This is a genomic window from Roseobacter sp., from assembly GCF_039970775.1.
Classification (GTDB): domain Bacteria; phylum Pseudomonadota; class Alphaproteobacteria; order Rhodobacterales; family Rhodobacteraceae; genus Roseobacter.
The window spans coordinates 58995-83221 of the sequence record NZ_JBDVLG010000049.1; the positions used below are offsets into that span (position 1 = coordinate 58995).

The following is a 24227-nucleotide window of genomic DNA, read 5'->3' on the forward strand; positions in this document are numbered from 1 at the left end:
CACGCGCCGCCGCCGGGGGTGTCTCGTCAGCCTTGCATCGCCGCCCAGACCCGCGCCGGGGTGGCCGGCATATCCAGATCCAGCACGTCATGCCCGCCCGATTGCAGCGCGTCGATGATCGCGTTGATCACCGTGGGGGGCGAGCCAATAGCCCCCGCCTCGCCGCAGCCTTTGACCCCCAGCGGGTTGTGCGTACAGGGTGTCTGGCACGAATGATCCACGGTGTAGTGATCCATCTGCGGCAAATCATCGGCGCGCGGCATCGCGTAATCCATGTAGGACGCGCTCAGCAATTGGCCGTTTTCATCGTAGGTGCAGTTTTCCAACAACGCCTGCCCGATGCCTTGGGCGATCCCGCCATGCACCTGACCTTCGACGATCATCGGGTTGATCACATTGCCAAAATCATCCGCGCTGGCGAACCGTTCGATGGTGACGGCGCCGGTGTCAGGGTCGACTTCGACCTCGCAAGTATAAGCGCCCGCCGGGTAGGTGAAATTCGACGGATCATAAAACGCGGTTTCCTCCAGCCCTGGTTCGATATCTTCGAGCGGGTAGTTGTGCGGCACATAAGCCGCGAGCGTCACATCCCCCCAAGCCACGGATTTATCGGTACCCGCCACAGAAAACGCGCCGTCTTTTAGTTCAATATCGCCCTCTGATGCCTCAAGCAGGTGGCTGGCGATTTTCTTGGCCTTAGCGATGATCTTTTCGGTGGCCCGCACCATCGCCGAGCCCCCCACCGCGATGGACCGCGACCCATAGGTGCCCATGCCCATCGGCGCGGTGGCGGTATCCCCATGCACGATCTCGATCATGTTTTCGTCGATCCCGATCATGTCGGCCACGACCTGAGCAAAAGATGTCTCGTGGCCCTGCCCATGGCTGTGGCTGCCGGTCATCACGACCAAACCGCCCGTGGCATTCACCCGCACGGTGGCCGATTCGTACAACCCCGCACGTGCGCCCAATTGCCCCACAAGGTTGCTGGGCGCGATGCCGCAGGCCTCAATGAAACAGTTGATACCGAAGCCGCGCAATTTACCCTTGGCCTCGCTGGTCGCGCGCCGGGCCGCAAACCCGGCCTGATCCGACAGTTCCAGCACCTTATCCATGGTCGCGTGGTAATCGCCGGTGTCATATTCCACCGCCACAGGCGTGGCATAGGGGAATTCCGTGATGAAGTTCTGCCGCCGCAGCGCCACAGGGTCTGCCCCCAATTCACGCGCGGCCTTGTCGATCACGCGTTCAAGTTGATAGGTCGCTTCGGGCCGGCCCGCGCCGCGATAGGCATCCACCGGCACAGTGTTGGTGAACACCGCCTTGACGTTCACATAGACCAGCGGCGTTTTGTAATTGCCCGCCATCAGCGTGCCATGCAGCCATGTGGGCACCGACGGCGCAAAGGTGCTGAGATACGCGCCCATGTTTGCATACGTCTCCGTACGTACGGCGGTAAAGTTATTGTCCGCATCCAGCGCCAGTTCGATCTTGGTCACGTGGTCGCGGCCATGGGCGTCTGACATAAACGCCTCGGACCGGCTTGAGGTCCATTTGATCGCGCGGTTGCAGGCCTTGGCGGCAAAGGTCACGAACGCCTCTTCTTGGTAGTGGAAGATCTTGGTGCCAAAGCCACCGCCCACATCGGGCGCCACCACCCGCAATTTATGTTCAGGAATGCCCAACACAAACGCCCCCATCAACAGGCGGATCACATGCGGGTTCTGACTGGTGGTATAAAGCGTGCTGTCGCCGGTGCCACGGGCGTAATCCCCCACGGCCACGCGCGGTTCCATCGGGTTGGCGACCAGACGGTTGTTCACCAATTCCAGCGTGGTGACATGGGCCGCCGCCTCAAACGCGGCATCGGTGGCGGCTTTGTTTTCCTCCACAAAGCCCCAGTCATAGCACAGATTCGACGTCAGATCGTCGTGCACCTTGACGTCGGCGTTGGCCACTGCGGCCTTCATATCGACCACGGCGGGCAGTTCATTGATCTCAACAACAATGGCCTCGGCCGCATCGCGGGCCTGTTCCAGCGTGTTGGCCACAACGGCGGCGATGGGTTCGCCCACATGGCGCACCTTGCCGTGGGCCAAAATCGGGTGGCGCGGTTCTTGCATAGGTTGGCCATGTTTGTCGGTGATCTGCCAGCCACACGGAATGCCACCGACTGCCTCAAAATCAGCGCCGGTAAAGACCTGCACCACCCCCGGCATCGCGGCGGCCGCAGCCGTATCTATGGATGCCAGCGTCCCATGCGCCACATCCGAGCGCAGGAAAAACACATGCGCCTGCCCCCGAATATTGATGTCATCTGTGTAATTCCCGGCCCCTGTCAGAAACCGAATATCCTCGCGCCGCTTTGAGCTGGCACCGATGCCTCCGTCCTTTGGCATGTCTTTCCTCCCTGTCAAATGGTGGTCTAAAGGCCCACCCTACCCAAATGCATACACGTCCCGCCGCCCTTGGCGTCAGTCGTGATTATCAGATGCGCACCACGTCCCCTTCGGGGCGGGCGCAAACGCTCATTCCGCCGCGACAGCCGCCACATCTTGGCCAGATGCCGCCATGATCGCCTTGACGATGTTGTGATACCCGGTGCAGCGGCAAATATTGCCCTCAAGGTAATCGCGCACCTCTGTTTCGCTTGGCTTGGGGTTTTCCTTCAACAGCGCCGCCGCCGACATCACCATGCCCGGCGTACAAAACCCGCATTGCAACCCGTGATGATCCTGAAACGCCTGCTGGATCACATTCAACGTGCCATCCGGCGCGGCCATGCCTTCGATGGTCGACACAGTGGCCCCTGCGGCCTCGGCCGCCAGCATCGTGCATGACTTTACCGCCTGGCCGTTCACATGCACCACACACGCCCCGCATTGCGACGTGTCACAGCCCACGTGCGTGCCTGTCAGGTCCAACGTTTCACGCAGAAATGTCGACAGCAATGTGCGCCCCTCGACATCTCCGGTGCTGGCGACCCCATTCACAACCATCTCAACCTTGGCCATTTAAAAAACTCCCTGGATTTTGATTAAGGAGAGTTAACCATGTGGATCAAGAGTTGAGAACCGCAAACTGCCCCCGGCGCGAAAAAACGCGACACCTATGCGTGATCAGCGCGGGCGTCGCCCGGCGCGGGGGTGTGGCCGGGTGGGGATTTCCTTGAGCAACCCGCCCACCCCCATCGCGGCAATGTCGTCGTCGCCAACGGGCACACCGCACAGAACGCGCGACAACACCCAATCGGCACCATTGAGTGCCGGAGACCGCGCGCACCCCGGCAACCCAATCACGGGGCCACCCGCGAAATCACCCAAAAACAGCAGGTTACCCGGATCAACCGGCATGCCAAAGCGGGTCACCCGCCCCCCTGCCAAACGCACCGCGGCCGGGGCCACATCGTCGATGTCTGATGTCGCAGATCCCGTCAGGATCAAGGTCAGGCCCTGCGTGGCGGCCATCAACGCATCACGCAGCGCCGGTTCGGTGTGCGCCACCACCTGCACCTTAACCAACGTCAGGCCAAAGGCCGCGACCCTGTCGGCAATCGCTTTTTGCCCCTTGGTTCCGGCCCCTCCGGGGATCGTTGTGATGATCAACCGCACCTCGTCTATCACCGGCGGCGCCAGTCGGATGGCACTGCGCGCCACGGCGCAGGCCTCGGCCAAAGCGGCCTGAGGCACCGCATAAGAGATAATCTTGATCGTCGCGACCATCCCGCCATCGTTCATTTGTTGATGTTGCGGCACCGTGGCCAACGTGATCATCGGATGCACCCGGTTCAGCGCCTCAAGTGCAGCCACATCCAAAACCGCCACCCCCGGCCCCTGCGCAAACAGGTTCACCCGCCCGGTAAAGGCCTCTGACAGGCGCAAATGACACCCCACAGGGTCAGGCACCAAGGCCTGCGCCAGCGCCTGCGCCGCCGCATCTTCGAGCACATCCCCCGGTTCAATCTGCGCCACAACGACCTGTGCGGTGCCCGCCGCAACGAGTGCTGCGATATCGTCGGGCTGCAACACACGGCCCTTGCGCAGCCGCCCGCCCCCCTCCAGCATCACCGAATGCGCCAGTATCGCGCCCTCGGCCTGTGCCGTCTCAACCTGCCCGAATTTCATGATCCGCGCCGCAGAACGCGCAGCATTTCCGCCATGATCGACACCGCGATTTCGGGCGGGCCTGAGGCCCCGATATCCAACCCGATGGGCCCGTGAATGCGGTCAAGATCGCCCGGCGCAATCCCTTCGGCACCCAACCGTTTGAGCCGCGCCGCATGGGTGCGCGTGGACCCCAGCGCCCCGATATAGAACGCCCCCGATTTCAACGCGATCAACAGCGCCGGGTCGTCCAATTTGGGGTCGTGGGTCAACAAAACCACCGCTGTGCGGGTGTCGATCCCGATGCTTTCTAACGCGTCATCGGGCCAATCAGACACAATGCGTTCGCCGGGAAACCGCGCCTGAGACCCAAACGCCGCGCGCGGATCAACGATATAGGGGTCGTACCCGGCAATTCGCGCCATCGGCACCAAAGCCTGTGCGATATGCACGGCCCCCACCACAACCAACCGCAAGGGCGGGTTGTGAATGGCCACAAATACAGCACCGTCTTCTTCAAAGCCCGACCGGTCCATAGCGAACCTATCTGCATATCCGCTGTGCACCAACTGCCGCGCGCCACTGGTCAGATTGGCCTGATAGGCCACCGGGGTGCGCGCCGCGCGGGCCGCAACAAGGCCGCGCAACACATCAACCGGCAGCACCGCGCCCACGGGTTCCACCAACACGCGGATCGTCCCACCGCACGCCAGCCCCACGGCAAAGGCGTCGTCATCGCTGACGCCGTATTCCAACACGCGCGCCACGCCCTTTTCCAACGCGTCCGTGGCCTCAAGCACCACCGCGCCTTCAACGCACCCCCCAGACACCGACCCCTGCATTTCACCATCTGCAGCAATGACCAACTGCGCCCCCACACGCCGTGGCGCAGACCCCCAGGTTTCCACCACCGTGGCCAGCACCGCACCGCGCCCTGCATCGTGCCAAGCCAGTGCTTGCTCTGGCGCGTTTTCGAACATTTCCATGACATACCCCCCTCTTTGCGGGCGACTATTCACCAAGCCCGCAGCCTTGTCTGCCCAAAAACCTGCATCCGCGACGAGATTGCACACCATGCCCCCAATTGGCACCTTGTCCCCGACTGCCCAGCCCCCTACATTTGTACCCAAGACCAGAATGGAGCCACCCAATGCCAATGCAAGCCAACGAAATCGAAGATCTTCTGCGCGCCAGCTTTCCCAATGCCGATATCAAAGTCGAAGGCAACGACGGTGTGCATATGGCCGCGATGGTGGTGGATGAGAGCTTTCGCGGGAAAAACCGCGTGCAACAACAACGTGCCGTCTATGCAGCGCTCAAAGGCAAAATGGATGGATCCAACGGGGATCTGCACGCCTTGGGGTTGACCACTAAGGCGCCCGACTAAAATTGACACACCCCTTGCATGGCCCCCTATTGGGCCAGCTCACCGGTAAAGGACCACACATATGTCAGACGTAAACAGCACCATCCAAGACGCAATTTCCGCCAATACTGTCGTGCTTTTCATGAAAGGCACCAAGGAAATGCCCCAGTGCGGGTTTTCCAGCCGCGTCGCAGGCGTGTTGAACTACATGGGCATCGAATATTCCGACGTGAACGTATTGGCGGATGAAACCGTGCGCCAAGGCATCAAGGAATTCTCTGACTGGCCGACGATTCCGCAGCTTTATATCAAGGGCGAATTCGTCGGGGGCTGCGACATCATCACAGAAATGACCCTGTCGGGTGAGTTGGACACGTTGTTCGAAGAAAACGGCGTGGATTTCGACAAAGACGCCGCCGATAAAATCCGCGAAGCCAACGGCTAAGCTCAACCGCGGCCAACATGAACCTGTGTGCCTGGTATGGGCGCACGGGGGCTGCCGGTGCGATAAAACCGGCGTGTGGTTCATTGCACCTTGCATCTGCCGCTGACCTTTAGGCCAACACTGCAGATATGATACGACGTCTCCTGACATATAGCGCTGCGGTTTTGGGTGGTTTCGCAACTTGGGCAGCGCTCAGCCTCTTTGAGGCGGCCCATCCATTTTTGCCGTGGAACCACCCCTTGATCGCGATGTTTACGGGCAGGTCGTTTCCGGGTGGGGCCTCTTTGGGGATGCATTACAGCAACCCTGTGTTGGAAACGTGGTTTCCGTTCTTGGTCGCCTTCGCAATTGCCTATGCAGTGTCACGAAAACGGGCGCGGTTTGGGGGGGCTTGCATGTCTTACGCGGTTTTCCTTGGGTGGTCCTTAGGGCTGGTGTTGCTCGTCGAAAACGGCATGTCTTTGGCGCTCACTTTCAATATCGGCTTGACAGGGACCATCATCGGCGGGGCTGTGTGCTATCTGCGGCTGGTCGAACCTGCGACGCCACCATAGATGCGCCACTCTGCGCGCGCGGCCGATTATGGCGTATGTCTTTGAACCGCACACACACTCATAGGAAAGACGCAGATCAGGCCTGCGCCTTTTCCTCTACTGCTGTGGCCAAGGATTCGGCGCGCGCGGCGAGTTCGGCCAAAGTATCAGTCACCGCTTGTGGCACCACGGGCACCTCGATGCGCTCTGGTTCGGCGCGGCTTTCGCGCAGAGTGGCCAATTCGGCCTCGCAGGCGGCCAGCTTGGCTTGCATTTCGGCGACCTGATCTTCGACGTTGGCGGTTTTATCGGCCAACATCAGCCCCGCCATCAGCAACATCCGCGCCTCGGGCATACGGCCCACTTGATCAGCCAGGACCTGCGCTTCGTCATCCAGCATCTTGGCCGCCGTGTGCAGATAGTGCTCTTCGCCCAACTGGCAGGCCACATCAAACTGCCGGCCCCCGATATGTATCGTCACGTCAGGCATCAGCTGGCCTCCTCTGGCTGGGCGGGTGCGGGATCAAGCAAAGGCGTCAGCGCCGCGAGGATCTCATCTGCATGGGCAATCTCGGCGGCCCGCGCGGCGTGCAATGCGTCCAATTCGGCCCGCATCCCGGTATTGATCAGATGTGGGTCTCCCACACCTTGGGTATTCGCATCCCGCAAGGCCTCGCAGGCTTCGGTCAGCTGGCCGTTTGCCCGCCGCAATCGTTGCAGATCAAGATCAAACGCCGCGACACGCGCCTGCGCCTCAGCAGCCTGCGCCTGTGCTTCGGCGACTTGCGCTTGCGCCTCGCTGGCCTGTGCTTGCGCCTCGGCCGCTTGTGTTTGTGCTTGGGTCAACGCCTGATCGTGATCGGTCTGAACCTCATCCAACCGCGCCGACAGCTCGGCGCTTGACGCCCGCTCTGCGTCAAGCGCTTGCGTCAACGCGTCTACCTGGTCACGTCCCGGATCACCCAAACCATCCAGCCCGCGCGCGACCCGGTCCATTGCCGCCATAATCCGGCTGTGCAAGTTTTCGATTTCGCTCATGCCCACCTCAATTGTCGCACTCCGCGATCCCTGCGCCCAAAACACCGGGCCGAATCGCTCTGACTTGCGACAACCGTAACGATAAATAGCGGGGGCAACAAATGGGCCTTTGTTTGGGATCAACCCCTTGGCGGGCGGTCTTCATCTGCGCCCCCCCCAAAGGCCGTGACACGCCCTTGATCTTTGCGAAGTCCCTGATATGCAGCCCCCAAGATACGGCGTTTTCGCCTTTTCAGCGCCCCTTGTGGGCCTTTTCGAACCGACAAAGGATACCGTTTCCGTGGATCTCAAAGCTCTTGCGACAGCAAACCCCGACCATTGGGCCAAAGCGACCGCCATTCGCGCCCTGACATTGGATGCCGTGGCCGCCGCAAATTCCGGCCATTCCGGCATGCCAATGGGCATGGCAGACGTGGCCACTGTGCTGTTTGAAAAGCACCTGAATTTTGACCCAACCCAACCCAACTGGCCTGACCGTGACCGGTTTATCCTGTCGGCGGGGCACGGGTCTATGTTGCTCTATTCGCTACTACACCTGACGGGCTATGCGGATATGACGCTCGACGAGCTCAAGAATTTCCGCCAGTGGGGCGCGCGCACCGCGGGCCACCCCGAATATGGCCACGCCTCTGGCATTGAAACCACCACCGGCCCGTTGGGTCAGGGCATCGCCAATTCGGTGGGTTTTGCCATGGCCGAGGAAATCCAACGCGCCACCTACGGCAAAAAGGTCGTGGACCACTATACCTATGTCATCGCCGGTGATGGCTGCCTGATGGAGGGCGTCAGCCAAGAGGCGATCACCTTGGCGGGCCGTCACCAGCTTAGCAAACTGATCGTGCTGTGGGACAACAACAACATCACCATCGACGGGCCGGTGACTTTGTCGGATCGCACCGATCAAGTGGGGCGTTTCAAATCCGCAGGTTGGGCTGTGATCGAAATCGACGGTCATAACCCGGCGGAAATCGATGCCGCACTCACACAGGCCAAAAAGGGCAACAAACCCACGATGGTCGCATGCAAAACCCACATCGCGTTGGGCCACGCGGCGCAGGACACCTCCAAGGGTCACGGCGCATTGACCGACGCCGACCAAATGGCCGCTGCCAAAGCCGCCTATGGTTGGACAACCGGCCCCTTCGAGGTGCCTGCAGACGTCAAAGCCGCATGGGAAACCATCGGCGCACGCGGCGCGGCCACCCGTCGCGCCTGGGAAGAACGCTTTGACACCCTGCCCCGTGGCAAGCGCGAGACCTTCAACCGCACCTACGCGTTGGACGTGCCCAAAAAGCTGAGCGCTGTGGTGAAGGCCTTCAAGAAACAGATGTCCGAAACGGCACCCAAACTGGCCACCCGTGCGAGTTCGGAAAAAGTGCTGGAAGTCATCAACCCGGTGATGGCCGAAACCGTCGGTGGGTCGGCAGATCTGACCGGCTCCAATAACACCAAGACGTCTGATCTGGGTGTGTTTGACACCGACAGCCGCGGTGGGCGCTATGTCTATTGGGGCGTGCGCGAACACGGTATGGCCGCAGCCATGAACGGTATGGCGCTGCACGGCGGCATCCGCCCCTACGGCGGCACATTCATGTGTTTCACCGACTATGCGCGCCCATCTATGCGGTTGGCTGCCTTGATGAAAATCCCCACGGTTTTTGTGATGACCCACGACAGTATCGGTCTGGGTGAAGACGGCCCAACGCACCAACCGGTGGAACATCTGGCCATCAGCCGCGCGACACCCAATACCTATGTGTTCCGCCCCGCCGACACCATCGAGACGGCCGAAGCCTGGGAAGTCGCGCTGAGCACCAAAGAGACACCTTCGGTCTTGTCGCTGACACGCCAAGGGCTGCCCACCGTGCGGACCGAACATAAGACCAAAAACCTGACCGCGCAGGGCGCTTATGTGTTGGTCGATGCCGATGGAAAACGTCAGGTGATCTTGATGGCGACGGGCTCTGAGGTCGAAATCGCGCTGGCGGCGCGGGACATTCTGCAGGCGCAAGGCATCGGCACCCGCGTTGTGTCCATGCCCTGCTGGGAGCTGTTCGAAGAGCAAGACGAAGCCTACCGCAAGCGCGTCTTGCCCGGTGGCCCTGTACGGGTCGCGGTTGAGGCGGGCATTGGCTTTGGCTGGGACCGTTGGTTGTCTGGCGAACGTGGTCGTCGCGAAAAATCGGCCTTTGTGGGCATGGACGGATTTGGTGCCTCTGCGCCTGCGGGCACACTATATAAAGAGTTCGGCATCACCGCAGAGGCCGTCGCCGAAAAAGCCAAGTCGCTGATCAAATAAGCGACCTCAATTGGGGGGCTACCCGGCCCCCCTACGGGTACGCGCGTTAATGCGCGCCCCCGTCTTTTCCGCCCAGTGCCACAAAGACGGGGGCCAGCACCCGGCCCACAACGGGGATCAACAGCATCCCCAAGGCGATCCCAAAGATCCCGTCAAACAGCGCCGTTACCAGCCATTCAACAAACCCCGCGCCCTGCCCGATGGCAACGGCGATATGGTGGATCTGGTCATACAGCCACGATGCGCCCAGCACATCCAACCCATGAATGATAATAGACCCGCCCACCCACAGCATCGCGCCTGTGCCTATAATTGTCAGCAGGGTCAACAGCTTGGGCATGCCCTTGACCAACCCGCGGCCAAAAGTGCGGCCTGCGCCGGTTAGCCCATTGGCGGCCATCCACACGCCCAGGTCGTCCATTTTCACGATCAACGCCACCGCCCCATACACAAACACCGTCACCGCGACACCGGCAAACGCCAGCGTTGCGGCCTCGAACCAAAAGGTATCGGCCTCGATGTTCGACAGGATGATCGTCATGATTTCGGCGGATAGGATAAAATCGGTCTTGATAGCGCCTTTGACGCGGGTCTCTTCGAGATGCAGCGGATCGCCCGTGGACATGTCATGCGCCACATGCCCGTCGCCATGGGGATAGAGCCAATGATAGATCTTTTCGGCCCCTTCAAAACACAGATACGCCCCGCCCAACATCAACATCGGCGTGATCACCCAAGGCGCAAAGGCGTTCAACAATAGCAGCGCGGGCATCAAAATAACCAGCTTGTTAAACAGCGACCCTTTGGTGATTTTCCAGATGATCGGCAGCTCGCGTTTGGCCTCAAAGCCGGTGACGTATTTCGGCGTTACAGCGGCGTCGTCAATCACAACCCCCGCTACCTTGGACCCAGCCTTGGCCGCCTGCGCCATCACATCATCCACAGAGGCCGCCGCCACCTTGGCAATCGCGGCCACATCATCAAGCAACGCAATCAATCCGCTCATGCCATATTTCCCTTTTCAACGATCCTGAACAGCAGAGCTAGAACGACAGGCGGGTTTTGGCAATCCATGTCGAAATACATGCTATACGTGCAGTGATATATATCTGGCCCTTAGGTTTAACGCTAACATTCTGAAAACATGCCATTTTAGTAATTTCACCCCAGATCAGCACCGGCTATAGACATAGCATAGTTTGAGTTGGGAGAGTGCACATGACGATCAAAGTTGGTATCAACGGGTTTGGGCGCATCGGGCGCTGCACCTTGGCGCATATCGCCACATCGGGGCGCAATGACATTGATGTGGTGGCGATCAACGCCACCGGGCCGCTGGAAACAGCCGCGCATCTGATCAAATACGATTCCGTGCATGGGCGCTTTCCCGGCACAGTCACCGTGGGCGCAAATGCGATCGATCTGGGGCGCGGGCCCATTCGCGTGATGTCCAGCTACAACATGAATGATCTTGACTGGGCAGGCGTTGATGTGGTGCTCGAATGTACCGGTAAATTCAACGATGGCGACGCGGTCAAACCCCACATCGGCCGCGGCGCCAAACGGGTGCTTATCTCGGCGCCGGCCAAACGCGTGGACCGCACCGTGGTTTACGGCGTCAACCACCGCGATCTATTGCCTGCTGATACGGTCATCTCAAACGGGTCGTGCACCACCAACTGTTTGGCGCCCCTCGCCAAGGTGTTGGACGACGCGTTTGGCATAGAGCGCGGCATCATGACCACAATCCATTCCTATACCGGCGACCAACCCACGCTGGACCGTCGCCACGATGATTTGTACCGCGCGCGGGCGGCAGCGATGGCGATCATCCCCACGTCGACGGGGGCGGCCAAGGCGCTGGGTGAGGTGCTGCCCAATCTGGCGGGTAAACTTGATGGGACGGCACTGCGGGTGCCCACACCCAACGTGTCAGCGGTGGATCTGACGTTTGAAACCGCGCGCGATGTCACCGTTGCGCAGGTCAACGCCGCCTTGCAGGCCGCCGCCGCCGGGCCGATGTCGCGCGTGATGGCCTACGACCCCGAGGCCAAGGTATCGGTTGATTTCAACCACACCGAACACAGCTGCATTGTGGCGCCCGACCAGACCAAAGTGGTCGGCGGCCGTACGGTGCGCGTTTTGGCGTGGTACGACAACGAATGGGCGTTTTCGGCGCGCATGGCCGATGTGGCCGTCAGCATGGGGCATCTGGGCTGATCAGTGGGCGCATTCCAGCACCGCTTGCGGCGCGCAGGCGGGCCTGTCATACCCGACATATAGGCATGCAACCTGAAGAAAGAGACCAGATGACACCTCGCATCGCGCTTGTTCTGGGCACGCTGATCGCGGCTTTTGTGGTGGTAGATGTTCTGATCTATGGAACACAGCACCTTATTTTCATTGGGAAAAAGCTGGCAGAGCTTATCGAATGGATCTCCTTCTGGAGATAACCTGCCCGCTGCCGGGCCATAGAAAGGCATGACATGACTGTAACGCTCGGGATCAATGGGTTTGGGCGCATCGGACGCACCGTTTTGCGCGCCTTGATGCAACGGGCGACACCGGGCCTGCAGGTGGTGGCGATCCATGATCCCGCCCCCGCAGACACGTTGATGCACCTGTTTGAGTATGATTCCCTGCATGGCCGCTATGCCGGGCCAATCACCAAATCCGACGCAGGGCTAGACCTTGGTGCGGGGCCCATTCGCATCATGACAGGGCATGACCAAACCACCCTCGATTGGGGTGATGTTGATATCGTACTTGATTGTAGTGCCCAGTTCACCGACCCGGACAAGGCGCGCCAACATCTAGAGCACGGCGCGCGGCGGGTGATTTTGTCGGCGCCAGCAACAGGCCCGTGCAAAACCATCGTTTGGGGGGTAAATGAAGACCTGATCACCGCCGATGACCTGATCGTCTCGAACGGGTCGTGCACCACAAACTGTTTGGCCCCCGTGGCGCAGGTGTTGCACAGCGCATTCGGCGTGACACGCGGCATGATGACCACGGTGCACTGTTATACCGGCGCGCAACCCACCCATGACGCGCCCCACAGCGACCTATACCGTGGTCGTGCGCTGGGTCTGTCGATGATCCCCACCACAACCGGGGCGGCGCAAACCTTGGGCGAGGTTCTGCCCGAATTGGCCGGGCGGATCACCGGCCAAGCCATTCGGGTGCCGCTGCCCAATGTGTCGTGCATTGATCTGTCGGTCGAGGTCGCGTGTGCCGTCGAAGTGGGCCAAGTGAACGCTGCCTTTCGCGCCGCAGCCGCAGGGCCGCTGGCCGGGACATTGGCCACCACGCCGCATAAATTGGTGTCGTCAGATTTTCGCCAAGACCCTCACAGCGCGATCCTATCCGAAGACCAAACCCGCGTGCAGGATGGCACATGGGTGCGCGTGCTGGCGTGGTACGACAATGAATGGGCGTTTTCCAACCGAATGTTGGATGTGACCGCGCGGATAGGCGGCTTGCTTTAGCTTTTGCCCAGCCGGGCCAAAAGCGCGCGGTGCACCTGCGGGGTCACGAATTTGCTGACATCACCGTCCAGCCGCGCGATTTCCTTGACCAGCTTGCTGGCAATCGCCTGATGTTGGGCGTCCGCCATCAAGAATACCGTCTCGATGTCGCTGTTCAGCTGCCGGTTCATCCCCACCATCTGATATTCATATTCGAAATCGGCCACAGCCCGCAAACCCCGCACAATGATCTGCGCGCCGACATCGTGGGCGCAATCGATCAGCAGGTTTTCGAACGGATGCACCACGATTTCTGTGCCCGTCTGCGCGGCCAATTCCACGCATTCGGCCTCAATCATGGCGACGCGTTCTTCGAGATCAAACAACGGGCCCTTGTCGCGATTGATCGCAACACCAACAACCAGACGGTCCAGCAAAACAGCGGCCCGCCTGATAATATCGATGTGCCCCAAGGTGATGGGGTCAAAAGTGCCTGGATAGAGGCCAACGCGCATGTGGGCTCTCCTGTCGTGGATGTTGTGTGCACACGACCATTTTGGTCGCTGGAATGCAAGAGGTTAACGCCCCAACACCCACATGCGCCGCCGGGGTCAATGCCCCATAATCATCCCCTCTAGCGCATCTTTCTCCATGGACACTTCCATCAGCTTGGCCTTGACCACATCGCCCAACGATATCAAGCCGACCAATTTGCCGCCCGCCATCACCGGCATATGGCGAAACCGGCCGTCTGTCATCTTTTGCAACACGGTGTCGGCAGGGTCATCACTGCCGCAGGTCACCAGTTTGGTGGTCATCAATGCCTCGACCGGATGCGACAAGCACCCTGCCCCGCGCGCGCCAACCTCACGTACGATATCGCGTTCCGATAGGATACCATCCACCGATGATCCGTCGCGTGACACAACCACGGTGCCGATCCGCTTTTCTGATAGAATGCGCGCGGCCTCGGCGACCAACGTCACGGGTGTGACCGTCACAATATCGCTTAAGTCCTTGGTTTTCAAAATCTGAGACACCAACATGCCGAACCTCCTTTGGACGTGCTGAAGACAGGGTCAGCGTCACCCTAAAGTTGTATCAAGTCAAGCGACCGCTTCCAATCGGGCGACTTCGGCGCGCAAACCTGTGGTCAGGGCCTGCGCAAACCGGCTGAGCCTTAGGTTTCGTTGGTCATCGACATGACGGATCAGATAAAACGCCCGCGTCAGGCTTAGCTGATCCGTCAGGATACGCTGCACCCCCGGCATCGCGGGCAGTGAGAAATCATGCGCAATGCCAACGCCGCCGCCCTGCCGGATCCAGTTGATCTGCACCGACACCGAATTGGACGCCAACGGCACCCGTGTGATGCCCAGATCCCCCAAATAATCCAGTTCGCGGTCGAAAATCATATCGGGGATATACCCCACCAACCGGTGATGCCGCAGGTCTTGCACGTCTGTGATCGGCGGATGGGCCGCAAGGTAGTCCGCCGATGCAGCCAGATGCAGGCGGTAATCGGTGATCTTTTGCACCGCCAGCCGCCCGGCGGTGGGCGCACTGACCCCGATGGCCATATCGGCTTCGCGCCGCGACAGGTTGAACACCCGCGGCAGCGCCACGATTTGCACATCAAGGTCGGGGTTTTGATCGCAGATCGCCGCACAGACCTGCGGCAACAGATAGTTGGCACTGCCGTCCGGCGCCCCAATGCGAATTTGCCCGCTGAGGGTTTCTGTGTCGACGGGCAGTTCGGCCACAACGTTGCGCATCGCGCGTTCGGCTGTTTCGGCCCGCGCCAATAGCGACTGCCCCGCTTCGGTCAGCGCGTAGCCTTGGGGGGATTTGGCGAAAAGCGTCGCTTGCAACGCAGCCTCCAGGCGCTGCATCCGGCGGCCCAATGTGGCCGGGTCCAACCGCAGTATTTTACCCGCCCCCGACAGCGATTCTTCGCGCGCGACCGCCAGAAACAGCCGCAGATCATCCCAGTTGGTGTGCATTGTCAGGCTCCGTACGCGAATTTCATTTTGCAAAAACACAAAACGACTTTGCCATCTTCCCTCTTTCACCCATGTTTTTGCAAGACTAAGGTGGCGGCAATCGTATAAAAACGTTCGGCGCAGGCGCCGGGCATAGACCAACCCGCGCGGAGACACATAATGCAAGAACTGACCCACTTTATAAACGGCGAACACGTCAAAGGCACATCGGGCCGTTTTGCCGACGTGATGAACCCCGCCACCGGCGAAGTGCAGGCCAAATGCCCGCTGGCCTCCAAGGCCGAAGTCGAACAGGCCGTGGCCTTTGCCGCGCAGGCGCAGGTCAAATGGGCCGCCGTGAACCCCCAACGCCGCGCCCGCGTGTTGATGAAATTCGTCGACCTGCTGAACCGTGACATGGATAAATTGGCCGAAGCGCTGAGCCGCGAGCACGGCAAAACCCTGCCCGACGCCGCAGGCGACGTACAGCGCGGCCTTGAAGTGGTGGAATATTGCATCGGCGCACCGCAGATGTTGAAAGGTGAATACACCGACAGCGCAGGCCCCGGCATCGACATGTATTCCATGCGCCAAGCCTTGGGCGTGACGGCCGGCATCACGCCGTTCAACTTCCCCGCGATGATCCCCATGTGGATGTTTGCGCCTGCCATCGCCTGCGGCAATGCGTTTATCCTAAAACCGTCCGAACGCGACCCATCCGTGCCGCTGATGCTGGCTGAACTGCTCGAAGAAGCAGGCCTGCCCAAAGGCGTTATTCAGGTTGTGAACGGCGACAAAGAGGCCGTTGACGCGATCCTATATGACGACACGGTCCAATCGGTCGGCTTTGTGGGGTCGACCCCAATTGCGGAATATATCTATGCCACGGGCTGTGCGCAGGGCAAACGCGTGCAGTGTTTTGGCGGCGCGAAAAACCACATGATCATCATGCCCGACGCCGATATGGATCAGGCTGCTGATGCGTTGATCGGTGCAGGTTACGGTGCGGCGGGCGAACGCTGCATGGCGATTTCTGTGGCCGTGCCGGTGGGCGACGAAACCGCCGACCGGCTGGTTGAAAAACTGACCACACGTATCGAAAAGCTAAAGGTCGGCCCCTATACTGCGGGCAATGACGTCGATTACGGGCCTGTTGTGACGGCGGCGGCCAAGGCCAACATCGAGCGTTTGGTGCAGACGGGCATTGATCAGGGCGCGAAACTGGTTGTCGATGGACGTGATTTCAAACTGCAAGGCTACGAAGACGGGTTCTTTGTGGGGCCGCATTTGTTTGACCATGTGACCAAAGACATGGACATCTACACCCAAGAGATCTTTGGCCCAGTCCTGTCGACCGTGCGTGCCCAAACCTACGAAGAGGCGCTGGGGCTGGCGATGGATCACGAATACGGCAATGGCACCGCGATCTTTACCCGTGACGGCGATGCGGCGCGCGATTTTGCCAACCGAATCAACATCGGCATGGTCGGTATCAACGTGCCTATCCCGGTACCGCTGGCCTATCACACCTTTGGCGGTTGGAAGAAATCTGTCTTTGGCGATCTAAACCAGCACGGGCCGGATGCGTTCAAATTCTACACGCGCACCAAAACCGTGACGGCGCGCTGGCCGTCGGGTATCAAAGAGGGCGGCGAATTTTCTATCCCCGTGATGGAATAACGCAAAACGCCCAGGCCGGTTGGTCTGGGCGCACCACATCTGATGAACGCAAAAGGGCGGCCGTATGGGCCGCCCTTTGTGTTTTATAGCAATCGACGCTTAGGCAGAGAAGCGACGGCGCACGCCTGCCATGCCGCCCAGAGCGGCCAAAAGCATCCACCCAGCCGCTGGCAGTGGCACAGGTGCGAGTGGCACAGACGCGTCATCAAAAGACACTGTGACCGAGCTCAGTTTCCAGCTGTCATTTGCGCCAAAGGCTGCAACGGCCCAGACCGAGCTGCTTGCCGGAGCGACGTCTGCAAAGGGGTCAACCACAGCAAATTGATCGCTCAGGAAATCGCCTTCGTCGATGTCGCCATCGCCGTCCACATCATAAAGATAGCGGAAATCGTCGTTTCTGCCGAAAAAGCCAAAACCGATTTCGCTCAGCGCAACGTCTTGGCTAAAGCTCAGCTTAATGAAATCATTGTTGGTGTCGAAACCGTCAACCGTATGGTTGCCGTCGGGCGCAGAAAACACCCCTGCGCCTCCAACAAAACGACCAATCTTGGCGTTGTCTTGTGGGTCCGCGCTGGTGATGATGTTGGTCGCGGTCAGAAAGCTAACCCCACCTTCGAAGAAGCCCGCAGAAGCTGTGACGGTCAGGCCACCATCTGTCAGGTCAAAAGATGACGACAGGCTGTTCACATTCGAATTTGAAGACGAGGGTGAATCGCATACGACACCGCCGCCACATCCAAATTCAAATGTCGCTGTTGCCGCCGAAGCGGCACTGCCCAAGGTCGTAACAGACAAAGCAACCAACCCGGCTGCTGCAAAAATATGACGCATAAAATTACCTCCAAAATATATATCGACTTAGCGTGATTTTGTGTAGATTTTCGCCTAAATCTTAGGCTGTTTATAACATGAGCAATATTTTGCCTCAATGCTTTAGTTAACTCAGGGTTAATACAATACATTTGTTTGAAATCAAATGATTAGATGCGACAATTAACTACTCTCTTCGCCCTAACACAACCCAAACGCGAGCCGTCAAGGCGAGCAGTTGCGCGAAAATCCACTGATGATAGAAAATGGCTTGACCCCTCTTTAACCACGAATCACAAGCTGATCGCTCCGCTCTCAGTATGCGCGCCGGTTGCTGCACGACCTGCGCTCGCCTATGACTGGCCGCATGACAGATGTTATTTTCCGCACCGCTGGCACGACCGGCCGCATCACGCTGAGCCGCCCCACAGCGTTGAACGCCCTGACCCACCAGATGTGCCGCGACATCGAGGCCGCCCTCGACGCGTGGACAAACCATGCGGGCATCACGCAGGTCGTCATTGATGCGCAGGGCGAACGCGCCTTTTGCGCAGGCGGTGACATCGCCGAAATGTACCAGACGGGCACGCAGGGTGATTATACCTACGGGCGCAAATTCTGGGCCGATGAATACCGGCTGAACGCCAAGATATTCGCCTACCCCAAACCCGTTGTGTCGTTTCTGCAAGGGTTCACCATGGGCGGCGGCGTCGGCGTCGGCTGTCACGGGTCGCACCGCGTGGTGGGCGCCACCAGCCAGATCGCTATGCCCGAATGCGGCATTGGGTTGATCCCGGATGTGGGCGGGTCGTTGATGTTGGCGCTGGCGCCGGGGCGGTTGGGTGAATACCTGGCCACGACCGCCGCGCGCATGGGTCCCGCGGATGCGATCTATGCAGGCTTTGCCGACCACCACATTGATGAAACCCTGTGGCCCGACCTGATCTCCCAGCTCGAGGCAGGGGCCACGCCCGACATCCTGATCGCAGCCGCCAGCCCTGCCCCCACAGGCCAGTTCGCCGCGCTGCAAGACCAGATTGATCAGTATTTTAGCGGCGAGAGCCTGTCAGATATTCTGACGCTGCTGGCCCACGAAGACACGCCGTTTGCCAAAGACACCCAGACCAAGATGCAGCGCAACAGCCCGCTGTCGATGGCCTGCGCCATTGAGGTGATCCACCGGTTACGCGGGCCTTCTTTGTCTATCGAAAAGACGCTAGAGCTGGAATACCGCTTTACCTACCGGGCGATGGAACATGGGGATTTTCTGGAAGGCATCCGCGCTGCTATCATCGACAAGGACCGCAAGCCCGCATGGCAATTTGCAGGCACATCTGTGCCGGCAACCGCGGTGAGCAAGATGTTGATGCCACTTGGAAAAAACGCACTAAAGCTGGAGGAGACAGGGATGGCGCACACGAAAATTGGGTTCATCGGGTTAGGCAATATGGGCGCGCCGATGGCCGCCAACCTGGCCAAGGCCGGGCACAGTATCACCGGGTTTGATATGACGGTACAGGCCGCCGATGGCGTCACCATGGCCGCCAGCGCACAAGAGGCTGCGCGCGACGCCGATATCGTTGTGACCATGCTGCCGAACGGCGATATTCTGCGTGCGGTGGCGGCTGATATTATGCCGATCATGACGTCGGGCGCGCTGTTTTTGGATTGCTCGACCGTTGATGTGGACAGCGCGCGCACCGTGGCTGATCTGGCGATGATCCACGGGGTGGCCAGCGTCGACGCGCCGGTGTCGGGCGGGGTTGGCGGTGCGGCGGCCGGCACCCTGACGTTCATGGCGGGCGGCCCCGAAGACGGGTTCGCCAAGGCGCAACCGTTGTTTGACATCATGGGGCAAAAGGCCGTGCATTGCGGGGCGGCAGGCGCGGGTCAGGCGGCGAAAATCTGCAACAATATGATCTTGGGCGCGACCATGATCGCCACCTGCGAAGCCTTTGCTTTGGCCGATAAATTAGGTCTCGACAGGGCGCGAATGTATGACGTGGTCAGCACGTCTTCTGGGTCATCGTGGTCGATGAATGCCTACTGCCCGGCCCCCGGCGTTGGCCCGTCTAGCCCGGCTGACAACGACTATCAGCCCGGTTTTGCAGCCGAATTGATGCTCAAAGACCTAGGGCTGTCACAACAGGCCGCCCAGGCCGTTGACGCCGATACCCCCATGGGCGCGCGCGCGTTGGAATTGTACAAACAGTTCGTCGAAAACGAAGACGGGCGCGGCAAGGATTTTTCGGCTATGTTGCCGCGGTTGTCCGAGCGCGGGCACAGCTAGGCGCCCAAACCACGCGGCACACCACAGGTTGGTGCGCCGCGTGATGCCACGCTGTGTGCCCAAGGGTCATCGCAAACGGGGTTATTCAGCGGCGACCTTGCGTTTGGCCTCTAACATCGGTTTGAGGTATTTCCCGGTGTAGCTTTCGGCGACTTCGGCGACTTTTTCGGGTGTGCCGGTTGCCACAATCTGACCACCGCCATCGCCGCCCTCGGGGCCAATGTCGATGATATGATCGGCGGTTTTCACCACGTCCAGATTATGTTCGATCACGATCACCGAATTGCCCTGATCCACCAATTCATGCAGCACCTCTAACAGCTTGCGCACGTCTTCAAAATGCAGCCCGGTGGTGGGTTCATCCAAGATATACAGCGTCCGCCCGGTGGATCTTTTGGCCAGCTCTTTCGACAGTTTGACACGCTGTGCTTCGCCGCCAGACAGGGTCGTGGCCTGCTGACCCACCTTGATATAGCCCAAACCAACACGCATCAGCGCATCCATTTTCTCGCGGATCGACGGCACCGCCTGGAAAAACGTTTGCGCATCTTCTACTGTCATATCAAGTACATCCGCGATGTTCTTACCCTTGAACGTGACCTCCAGCGTCTCGCGATTATAGCGCGCGCCCTTGCAGGTTTCGCATTCGACATAGACGTCCGGCAAAAAGTGCATCTCGATCTTGATGACCCCGTCACCCTGACACGCCTCGCAGCGCCCGCCCTTGACGTTGAACGAAAACCGCCCCGGTTTATAGCCGCGCGCCTTGGCCTCGGGCAGGCCTGCAAACCAGTCGCGGATGGGCGTGAACGCCCCTGTATAGGTGGCCGGATTCGACCGTGGCGTACGCCCAATTGGGCGTTGGTCGATATCGATCACCTTGTCGAGATGTTCCAACCCTTTGATGGTTTCGCAAGGCGCCGGCGTCTGGCGCGCGCCGTTCAGACGCATCGACGCGGTCTTGAACAAGGTTTCAATCGTCAGGGTCGATTTACCGCCCCCCGACACGCCCGTGACACAGACGAATTGCCCCAGCGGGTAGTCAACAGTGACCCCTTGTAGGTTGTTGCCCGTGGCCTTGACCACCTGCAGTTTCTTCTTGTTGCCCTTGCGCCGTTCTGCCGGAATGGGGATTTCGCGCACCCCGGTCAGGTACTGCCCGGTGACCGATTTCTTAGTCGCTGCGATTTTACGCGGGGTGCCGTGGGCCACCACCTGCCCGCCGTGCACACCTGCGCCCGGCCCGATATCAAACACGTAATCCGCCTCGCGGATCGCTTCTTCGTCGTGTTCGACCACGATAACGGTATTGCCCTGATCACGCAGGTTTTTCAGCGTCAGCAACAGCCGGTCATTGTCGCGCTGGTGCAACCCAATCGAAGGCTCATCCAGCACATAAAGCACGCCCGTCAACCCCGACCCAATCTGGCTGGCCAGCCGAATGCGTTGGCTTTCGCCGCCCGACAAGGTGCCCGCATTGCGGCTCAGCGTCAGATATTCCAGCCCGACGTTGTTCAAAAACCCAAGCCGTTCGCGGATTTCCTTGAGGATAGCGCGCGCGATCTCGTTGTTTTGCGCAGTCAGATGGGTGGGCACCTCTTCGCACCACTCAAACGCCTCGCGGATCGACATCTGCACCACGTGACCCACATGCAACGCGTCACCGGCAGGGCCAATTTTGACCGCCAAGGCCTCGTCGCGCAGACGGAACCCACCACAGGCCCCACAGGAGCGGTTGTTTTGATAGCGCTCAAATTCTTCGCGGATCCAGTTGCTGTCGGTCTCGCGGTAGCGCCGTTCCATGTTGGGGATCACCCCTTCAAAGCTGCGGGTCACCTGATAAACGCGGCCGCCTTCGTCATAACGGAACGGGATTTCATCGTCGCCCGAGCCGTATAAAAACACCTTCTGTATCTTTTCGGGCAGGTCTTTCCATTTGGTCGATTGCTTGAATTTATAGTGCTTTGCAATCGCCTCGATGGTCTGCAGGAAATAGGGCGATTTACCTTTGCGCCATGGCGCCAACGCGCCATCTGCGATTTTCAGATTTTGATCAGGCACCACCAGCCGTTCGTCAAAAAATAGCTCGACGCCCAGACCGTCGCATTGCGGGCAGGCCCCAAAAGGCGCGTTGAACGAAAACAACCGCGGTTCGATCTCGGGGATGGTGAACCCACTGACGGGGCAGGCAAATTTTTCCGAGAACGTCGTGCGTTCGGGGTCGCCTTCGGACGGTGCCGTCTCGAGAATGGCAATGCCTTCGGCCAAATCCAACGCCGTGCGCACGCTGTCGGCCAGCCGTGTTTCCAGCCCTTTGCGCACCACAATCCGGTCCACGACCACATCAATGTCGTGACGGAATTTTTTGTCCAAGGCGGGCGGTTCGTCCAGCTCGTAAAACGCGCCATCCACTTTGACACGTTGAAAACCCTGCTTGCGCAATTCGATGAATTCTTTGCGGTATTCGCCTTTGCGGTCGCGGATGATCGGCGCCAGAAGATAGGCGCGTGTGCCCTCTTCCATTGTCATGATCCGGTCGACCATATCCTGCACCTGCTGCGCCTCGATGGGCTTGCCGGTGGCGGGCGAATACGGCGTGCCGACGCGGGCAAAGAGCAGCCGCATATAGTCATAAATTTCGGTGACCGTGCCCACCGTGGATCGCGGGTTTTTCGAGGTGGTTTTTTGTTCGATCGAAATCGCCGGGCTGAGCCCTGCAATATGATCCACGTCGGGTTTTTGCATCATATCAAGGAATTGGCGGGCATACGCGCTTAGCGATTCCACATAGCGGCGTTGGCCTTCGGCGTAGATCGTATCAAACGCCAGCGACGATTTACCCGACCCCGACAGCCCGGTGATCACCACCAGTTTGTCGCGCGGGATATCCACGTCGATGTTTTTGAGATTATGCTCGCGCGCGCCGCGCACTTCGATGTTCTTTAACTCGGCCATAGGGCACCCCCGGTTCACCGGCTAGACATAGGCGGAATGCGCGTCAGTGCCAATGAAAAATACGGAACAAACGTAGAACCAGCACCCTACTGCCGTTTCTTGGCAAGAGCCAGATGCGCGCAGGCCCCCAAAGCAAACGCCACCCCTGCCAATATCGGCACCCCCGCATAGCCCATACCGCCCACAGCCAGCGCCATAACGGGTGTACCCAACGTGTTGCCGATGTTGCCGGTTTGGGCCATCGCGCCGTTGGCTTGGGCCTGGGCGCGCGCGGTTTTATTCAGCTGTGGCACCGCCGCAAAGCTGGCGCCCTGGATCAGCCCCATCGTGGCAGCCAACGTCAGGCAGGCGGCCGGCAACCCCGCTGCAACCCCAAGCCAGCTCATTGCCAACGCGCTGCCCGCAAACCCCACAAGTACTACCGCGATCGCGGACATGTAGCGCATCAAAACCACGCCCAAGGTCATCGACGACGCAATGCTAACCAGTGGCATCGCCCCCATGACAAGCCCGCGCACATCAGCCGCTAGATAGCCCGGCAGCACCGTCAGGATCGAGACGAAACAAAACGTGTAAAACAGCCACCCCACCGCTGGCGCCGCGATAAAGGGCGAGCGGTAGATCGCAACGTGGTCGCGCATCAGGGCGGCCAGCGAAAACGGCTGGGCCGGGGCATCATCCGGCAGACCCTTGAGGCACGCGCCCAGCACCACGGCAAACGCTGCCATATAGCCCCCATGCGCCAGCAATAAGGCGGGGATGCCCCGCCACGCCACCAGCGGCAGCCCACCCCACGCAAGCACCGCAAACGCCACGCCAAAGAACGTACCCCACAGCGTCAGGGCCAGACCGCGGTCCTTGGGCACGCAGATCTGCGCGATCAGCGTGGGCACCGCCACAACGATGGCCAAATGCGACAGCCCTTCAAGCACGCGGCTCAATAACATCCACGGCAAGGGCGGCAGGCTGGCCTGAAACGCTGAAATCGCCGCCCCCGCCCAAAGCGCCCACACCACCGCGCGCCGATACCGGACACGCGCCACCAACAGCCCTGCAGCAACGCCAAGGAAAATGCCCAGTATCCCCACGACCGATACAATAAACCCAATAGCCGCACCCGCCTGCGGATAAGCCGCGGGCAGTTGGTCAAAAATAACGCTGAATTTGCCGTATTGCGCCGCAGCGCCCAGCCCCGCGCCCCACAGCGCCAAGACCAATCCCCAAGGTGTCTTTTGCATGGCGGGTCTCCTTGGTCCGTG

At 59.9% G+C, this 24227-nt stretch carries 22 protein-coding genes and 1 pseudogene; 10 read left to right on the plus strand and 13 right to left on the minus strand.

Annotated elements, in window-relative coordinates; translation table 11 throughout:
• Nucleotides 1-26 precede the first annotated feature (26 nt).
• The 4 genes from ABJH13_RS12330 to ABJH13_RS12345 form a co-directional block, all read right to left on the minus strand.
• On the minus strand, nt 27-2399 hold the full coding sequence (locus ABJH13_RS12330; RefSeq protein ID WP_348406511.1) for a xanthine dehydrogenase family protein molybdopterin-binding subunit: 2373 nt from the start codon (nt 2397-2399) through the stop codon (nt 27-29).
• 129 nt (nt 2400-2528) lie between these two features.
• Entirely contained in the window at nt 2529-3014 is a 486-nt protein-coding gene (locus tag ABJH13_RS12335) for a (2Fe-2S)-binding protein (RefSeq protein WP_348406512.1), read from the minus strand.
• A gap of 105 nt (nt 3015-3119) precedes the next feature.
• A complete protein-coding gene (locus ABJH13_RS12340) occupies nt 3120-4124 on the minus strand; it encodes a molybdopterin-binding protein (protein ID WP_348406513.1) in 1005 nt (334 codons plus the stop codon).
• Nucleotides 4121-5089 carry an XdhC/CoxI family protein gene (locus ABJH13_RS12345; RefSeq protein ID WP_348406514.1) on the minus strand — a complete coding sequence of 323 codons (969 nt, stop codon included), beginning with the start codon at nt 5087-5089 and terminating at the stop codon, nt 4121-4123. Before ABJH13_RS12345 ends, ABJH13_RS12340 begins: the two co-directional genes overlap by 4 nt.
• A 164-nt stretch (nt 5090-5253) precedes the next feature.
• Between ABJH13_RS12345 and ABJH13_RS12350 the strand changes: the two genes are divergently transcribed.
• The 3 genes from ABJH13_RS12350 to ABJH13_RS12360 all read left to right on the plus strand — a co-directional run bounded on the left by ABJH13_RS12350 (nt 5254) and on the right by ABJH13_RS12360 (nt 6468).
• Nucleotides 5254-5490 carry a BolA/IbaG family iron-sulfur metabolism protein gene (locus ABJH13_RS12350; RefSeq protein ID WP_348406515.1) on the plus strand — a complete coding sequence of 79 codons (237 nt, stop codon included), beginning with the start codon at nt 5254-5256 and terminating at the stop codon, nt 5488-5490.
• A gap of 61 nt (nt 5491-5551) precedes the next feature.
• Nucleotides 5552-5914, plus strand: a complete 363-nt coding sequence (gene grxD, locus ABJH13_RS12355; protein ID WP_348406516.1) for a Grx4 family monothiol glutaredoxin — start codon at nt 5552-5554, stop codon at nt 5912-5914.
• Nucleotides 5915-6042: 128 nt separating this feature from the next.
• The gene (locus ABJH13_RS12360; protein ID WP_348406517.1) at nt 6043-6468 is read left to right on the plus strand and encodes a hypothetical protein; all 426 of its coding nucleotides are present in this window, start codon (nt 6043-6045) and stop codon (nt 6466-6468) included.
• 76 nt (nt 6469-6544) lie between these two features.
• Here ABJH13_RS12360 and ABJH13_RS12365 read toward each other — a convergent pair whose 3' ends face one another.
• Both ABJH13_RS12365 and ABJH13_RS12370 read right to left on the minus strand, forming a co-directional pair.
• Nucleotides 6545-6937: a cell division protein ZapA gene (locus tag ABJH13_RS12365; RefSeq protein WP_348406518.1), complete on the minus strand. Its 393-nt coding sequence runs from the start codon at nt 6935-6937 to the stop codon at nt 6545-6547.
• Complete coding sequence (locus ABJH13_RS12370; RefSeq protein ID WP_348406519.1) at nt 6937-7485, minus strand: hypothetical protein; 549 nt, start codon at nt 7483-7485, stop codon at nt 6937-6939. Before ABJH13_RS12370 ends, ABJH13_RS12365 begins: the two co-directional genes overlap by 1 nt.
• A 280-nt stretch (nt 7486-7765) precedes the next feature.
• Here ABJH13_RS12370 and tkt point away from each other — a divergent pair, with 280 nt between their 5' ends.
• The gene (gene tkt / locus ABJH13_RS12375; protein ID WP_348406520.1) at nt 7766-9784 is read left to right on the plus strand and encodes a transketolase; all 2019 of its coding nucleotides are present in this window, start codon (nt 7766-7768) and stop codon (nt 9782-9784) included.
• Between the two features lie 46 nt (nt 9785-9830).
• Here the strand turns inward: tkt and ABJH13_RS12380 are convergent, their stop codons facing one another.
• Nucleotides 9831-10790 carry a DUF808 domain-containing protein gene (locus ABJH13_RS12380; RefSeq protein WP_348406521.1) on the minus strand — a complete coding sequence of 320 codons (960 nt, stop codon included), beginning with the start codon at nt 10788-10790 and terminating at the stop codon, nt 9831-9833.
• Between the two features lie 212 nt (nt 10791-11002).
• On the opposite strand from ABJH13_RS12380, the gene gap reads away from it, so the two are divergent.
• From gap to ABJH13_RS12395, 3 genes are all read left to right on the plus strand, one after another.
• Nucleotides 11003-12004, plus strand: coding sequence for a type I glyceraldehyde-3-phosphate dehydrogenase (gene gap / locus ABJH13_RS12385; protein WP_348406522.1), 1002 nt, complete (start codon nt 11003-11005; stop codon nt 12002-12004).
• An 89-nt stretch (nt 12005-12093) separates the two neighbouring features.
• Nucleotides 12094-12237: a hypothetical protein gene (locus tag ABJH13_RS12390; RefSeq protein ID WP_348406523.1), complete on the plus strand. Its 144-nt coding sequence runs from the start codon at nt 12094-12096 to the stop codon at nt 12235-12237.
• A gap of 33 nt (nt 12238-12270) precedes the next feature.
• The gene (locus ABJH13_RS12395; protein ID WP_348406524.1) at nt 12271-13272 is read left to right on the plus strand and encodes a type I glyceraldehyde-3-phosphate dehydrogenase; all 1002 of its coding nucleotides are present in this window, start codon (nt 12271-12273) and stop codon (nt 13270-13272) included.
• Here ABJH13_RS12395 and coaD read toward each other — a convergent pair.
• The 3 genes from coaD to ABJH13_RS12410 all read right to left on the minus strand — a co-directional run bounded on the left by coaD (nt 13269) and on the right by ABJH13_RS12410 (nt 15254).
• On the minus strand, nt 13269-13766 hold the full coding sequence (gene coaD, locus ABJH13_RS12400) for a pantetheine-phosphate adenylyltransferase (protein WP_348406525.1): 498 nt from the start codon (nt 13764-13766) through the stop codon (nt 13269-13271). The genes ABJH13_RS12395 and coaD overlap by 4 nt on opposite strands.
• A 96-nt stretch (nt 13767-13862) precedes the next feature.
• On the minus strand, nt 13863-14297 hold the full coding sequence (locus tag ABJH13_RS12405) for a CBS domain-containing protein (RefSeq protein ID WP_348406526.1): 435 nt from the start codon (nt 14295-14297) through the stop codon (nt 13863-13865).
• A 60-nt stretch (nt 14298-14357) separates the two neighbouring features.
• On the minus strand, nt 14358-15254 hold the full coding sequence (locus ABJH13_RS12410; RefSeq protein WP_348406527.1) for a LysR family transcriptional regulator: 897 nt from the start codon (nt 15252-15254) through the stop codon (nt 14358-14360).
• Between the two features lie 159 nt (nt 15255-15413).
• On the opposite strand from ABJH13_RS12410, the gene ABJH13_RS12415 reads away from it, so the two are divergent.
• Nucleotides 15414-16913 carry a CoA-acylating methylmalonate-semialdehyde dehydrogenase gene (locus ABJH13_RS12415; protein ID WP_348406528.1) on the plus strand — a complete coding sequence of 500 codons (1500 nt, stop codon included), beginning with the start codon at nt 15414-15416 and terminating at the stop codon, nt 16911-16913.
• Nucleotides 16914-17012: 99 nt separating this feature from the next.
• Here the strand turns inward: ABJH13_RS12415 and ABJH13_RS12420 are convergent, their stop codons facing one another.
• Entirely contained in the window at nt 17013-17744 is a 732-nt protein-coding gene (locus ABJH13_RS12420; RefSeq protein ID WP_348406529.1) for a VPLPA-CTERM sorting domain-containing protein, read from the minus strand.
• Between the two features lie 346 nt (nt 17745-18090).
• Here ABJH13_RS12420 and ABJH13_RS12425 point away from each other — a divergent pair.
• Together ABJH13_RS12425 and mmsB are read left to right on the plus strand one after the other, a co-directional pair.
• Nucleotides 18091-19104 (plus strand): annotated as a pseudogene (locus ABJH13_RS12425) (enoyl-CoA hydratase/isomerase family protein); the annotation flags it as partial.
• Nucleotides 19090-20013 (plus strand): 3-hydroxyisobutyrate dehydrogenase, encoded by a 924-nt coding sequence (gene mmsB / locus ABJH13_RS12430; RefSeq protein ID WP_348406606.1) that lies wholly within the window; start codon nt 19090-19092, stop codon nt 20011-20013. The pseudogene ABJH13_RS12425 and the gene mmsB, both read left to right, overlap by 15 nt.
• An 81-nt stretch (nt 20014-20094) precedes the next feature.
• Here the strand turns inward: mmsB and uvrA are convergent, their stop codons facing one another.
• Together uvrA and ABJH13_RS12440 are read right to left on the minus strand one after the other, a co-directional pair.
• Nucleotides 20095-22968 carry an excinuclease ABC subunit UvrA gene (gene uvrA / locus ABJH13_RS12435; RefSeq protein WP_348406530.1) on the minus strand — a complete coding sequence of 958 codons (2874 nt, stop codon included), beginning with the start codon at nt 22966-22968 and terminating at the stop codon, nt 20095-20097.
• A gap of 86 nt (nt 22969-23054) precedes the next feature.
• Nucleotides 23055-24206: an MFS transporter gene (locus ABJH13_RS12440; protein WP_348406531.1), complete on the minus strand. Its 1152-nt coding sequence runs from the start codon at nt 24204-24206 to the stop codon at nt 23055-23057.
• Nucleotides 24207-24227 lie beyond the last annotated feature (21 nt).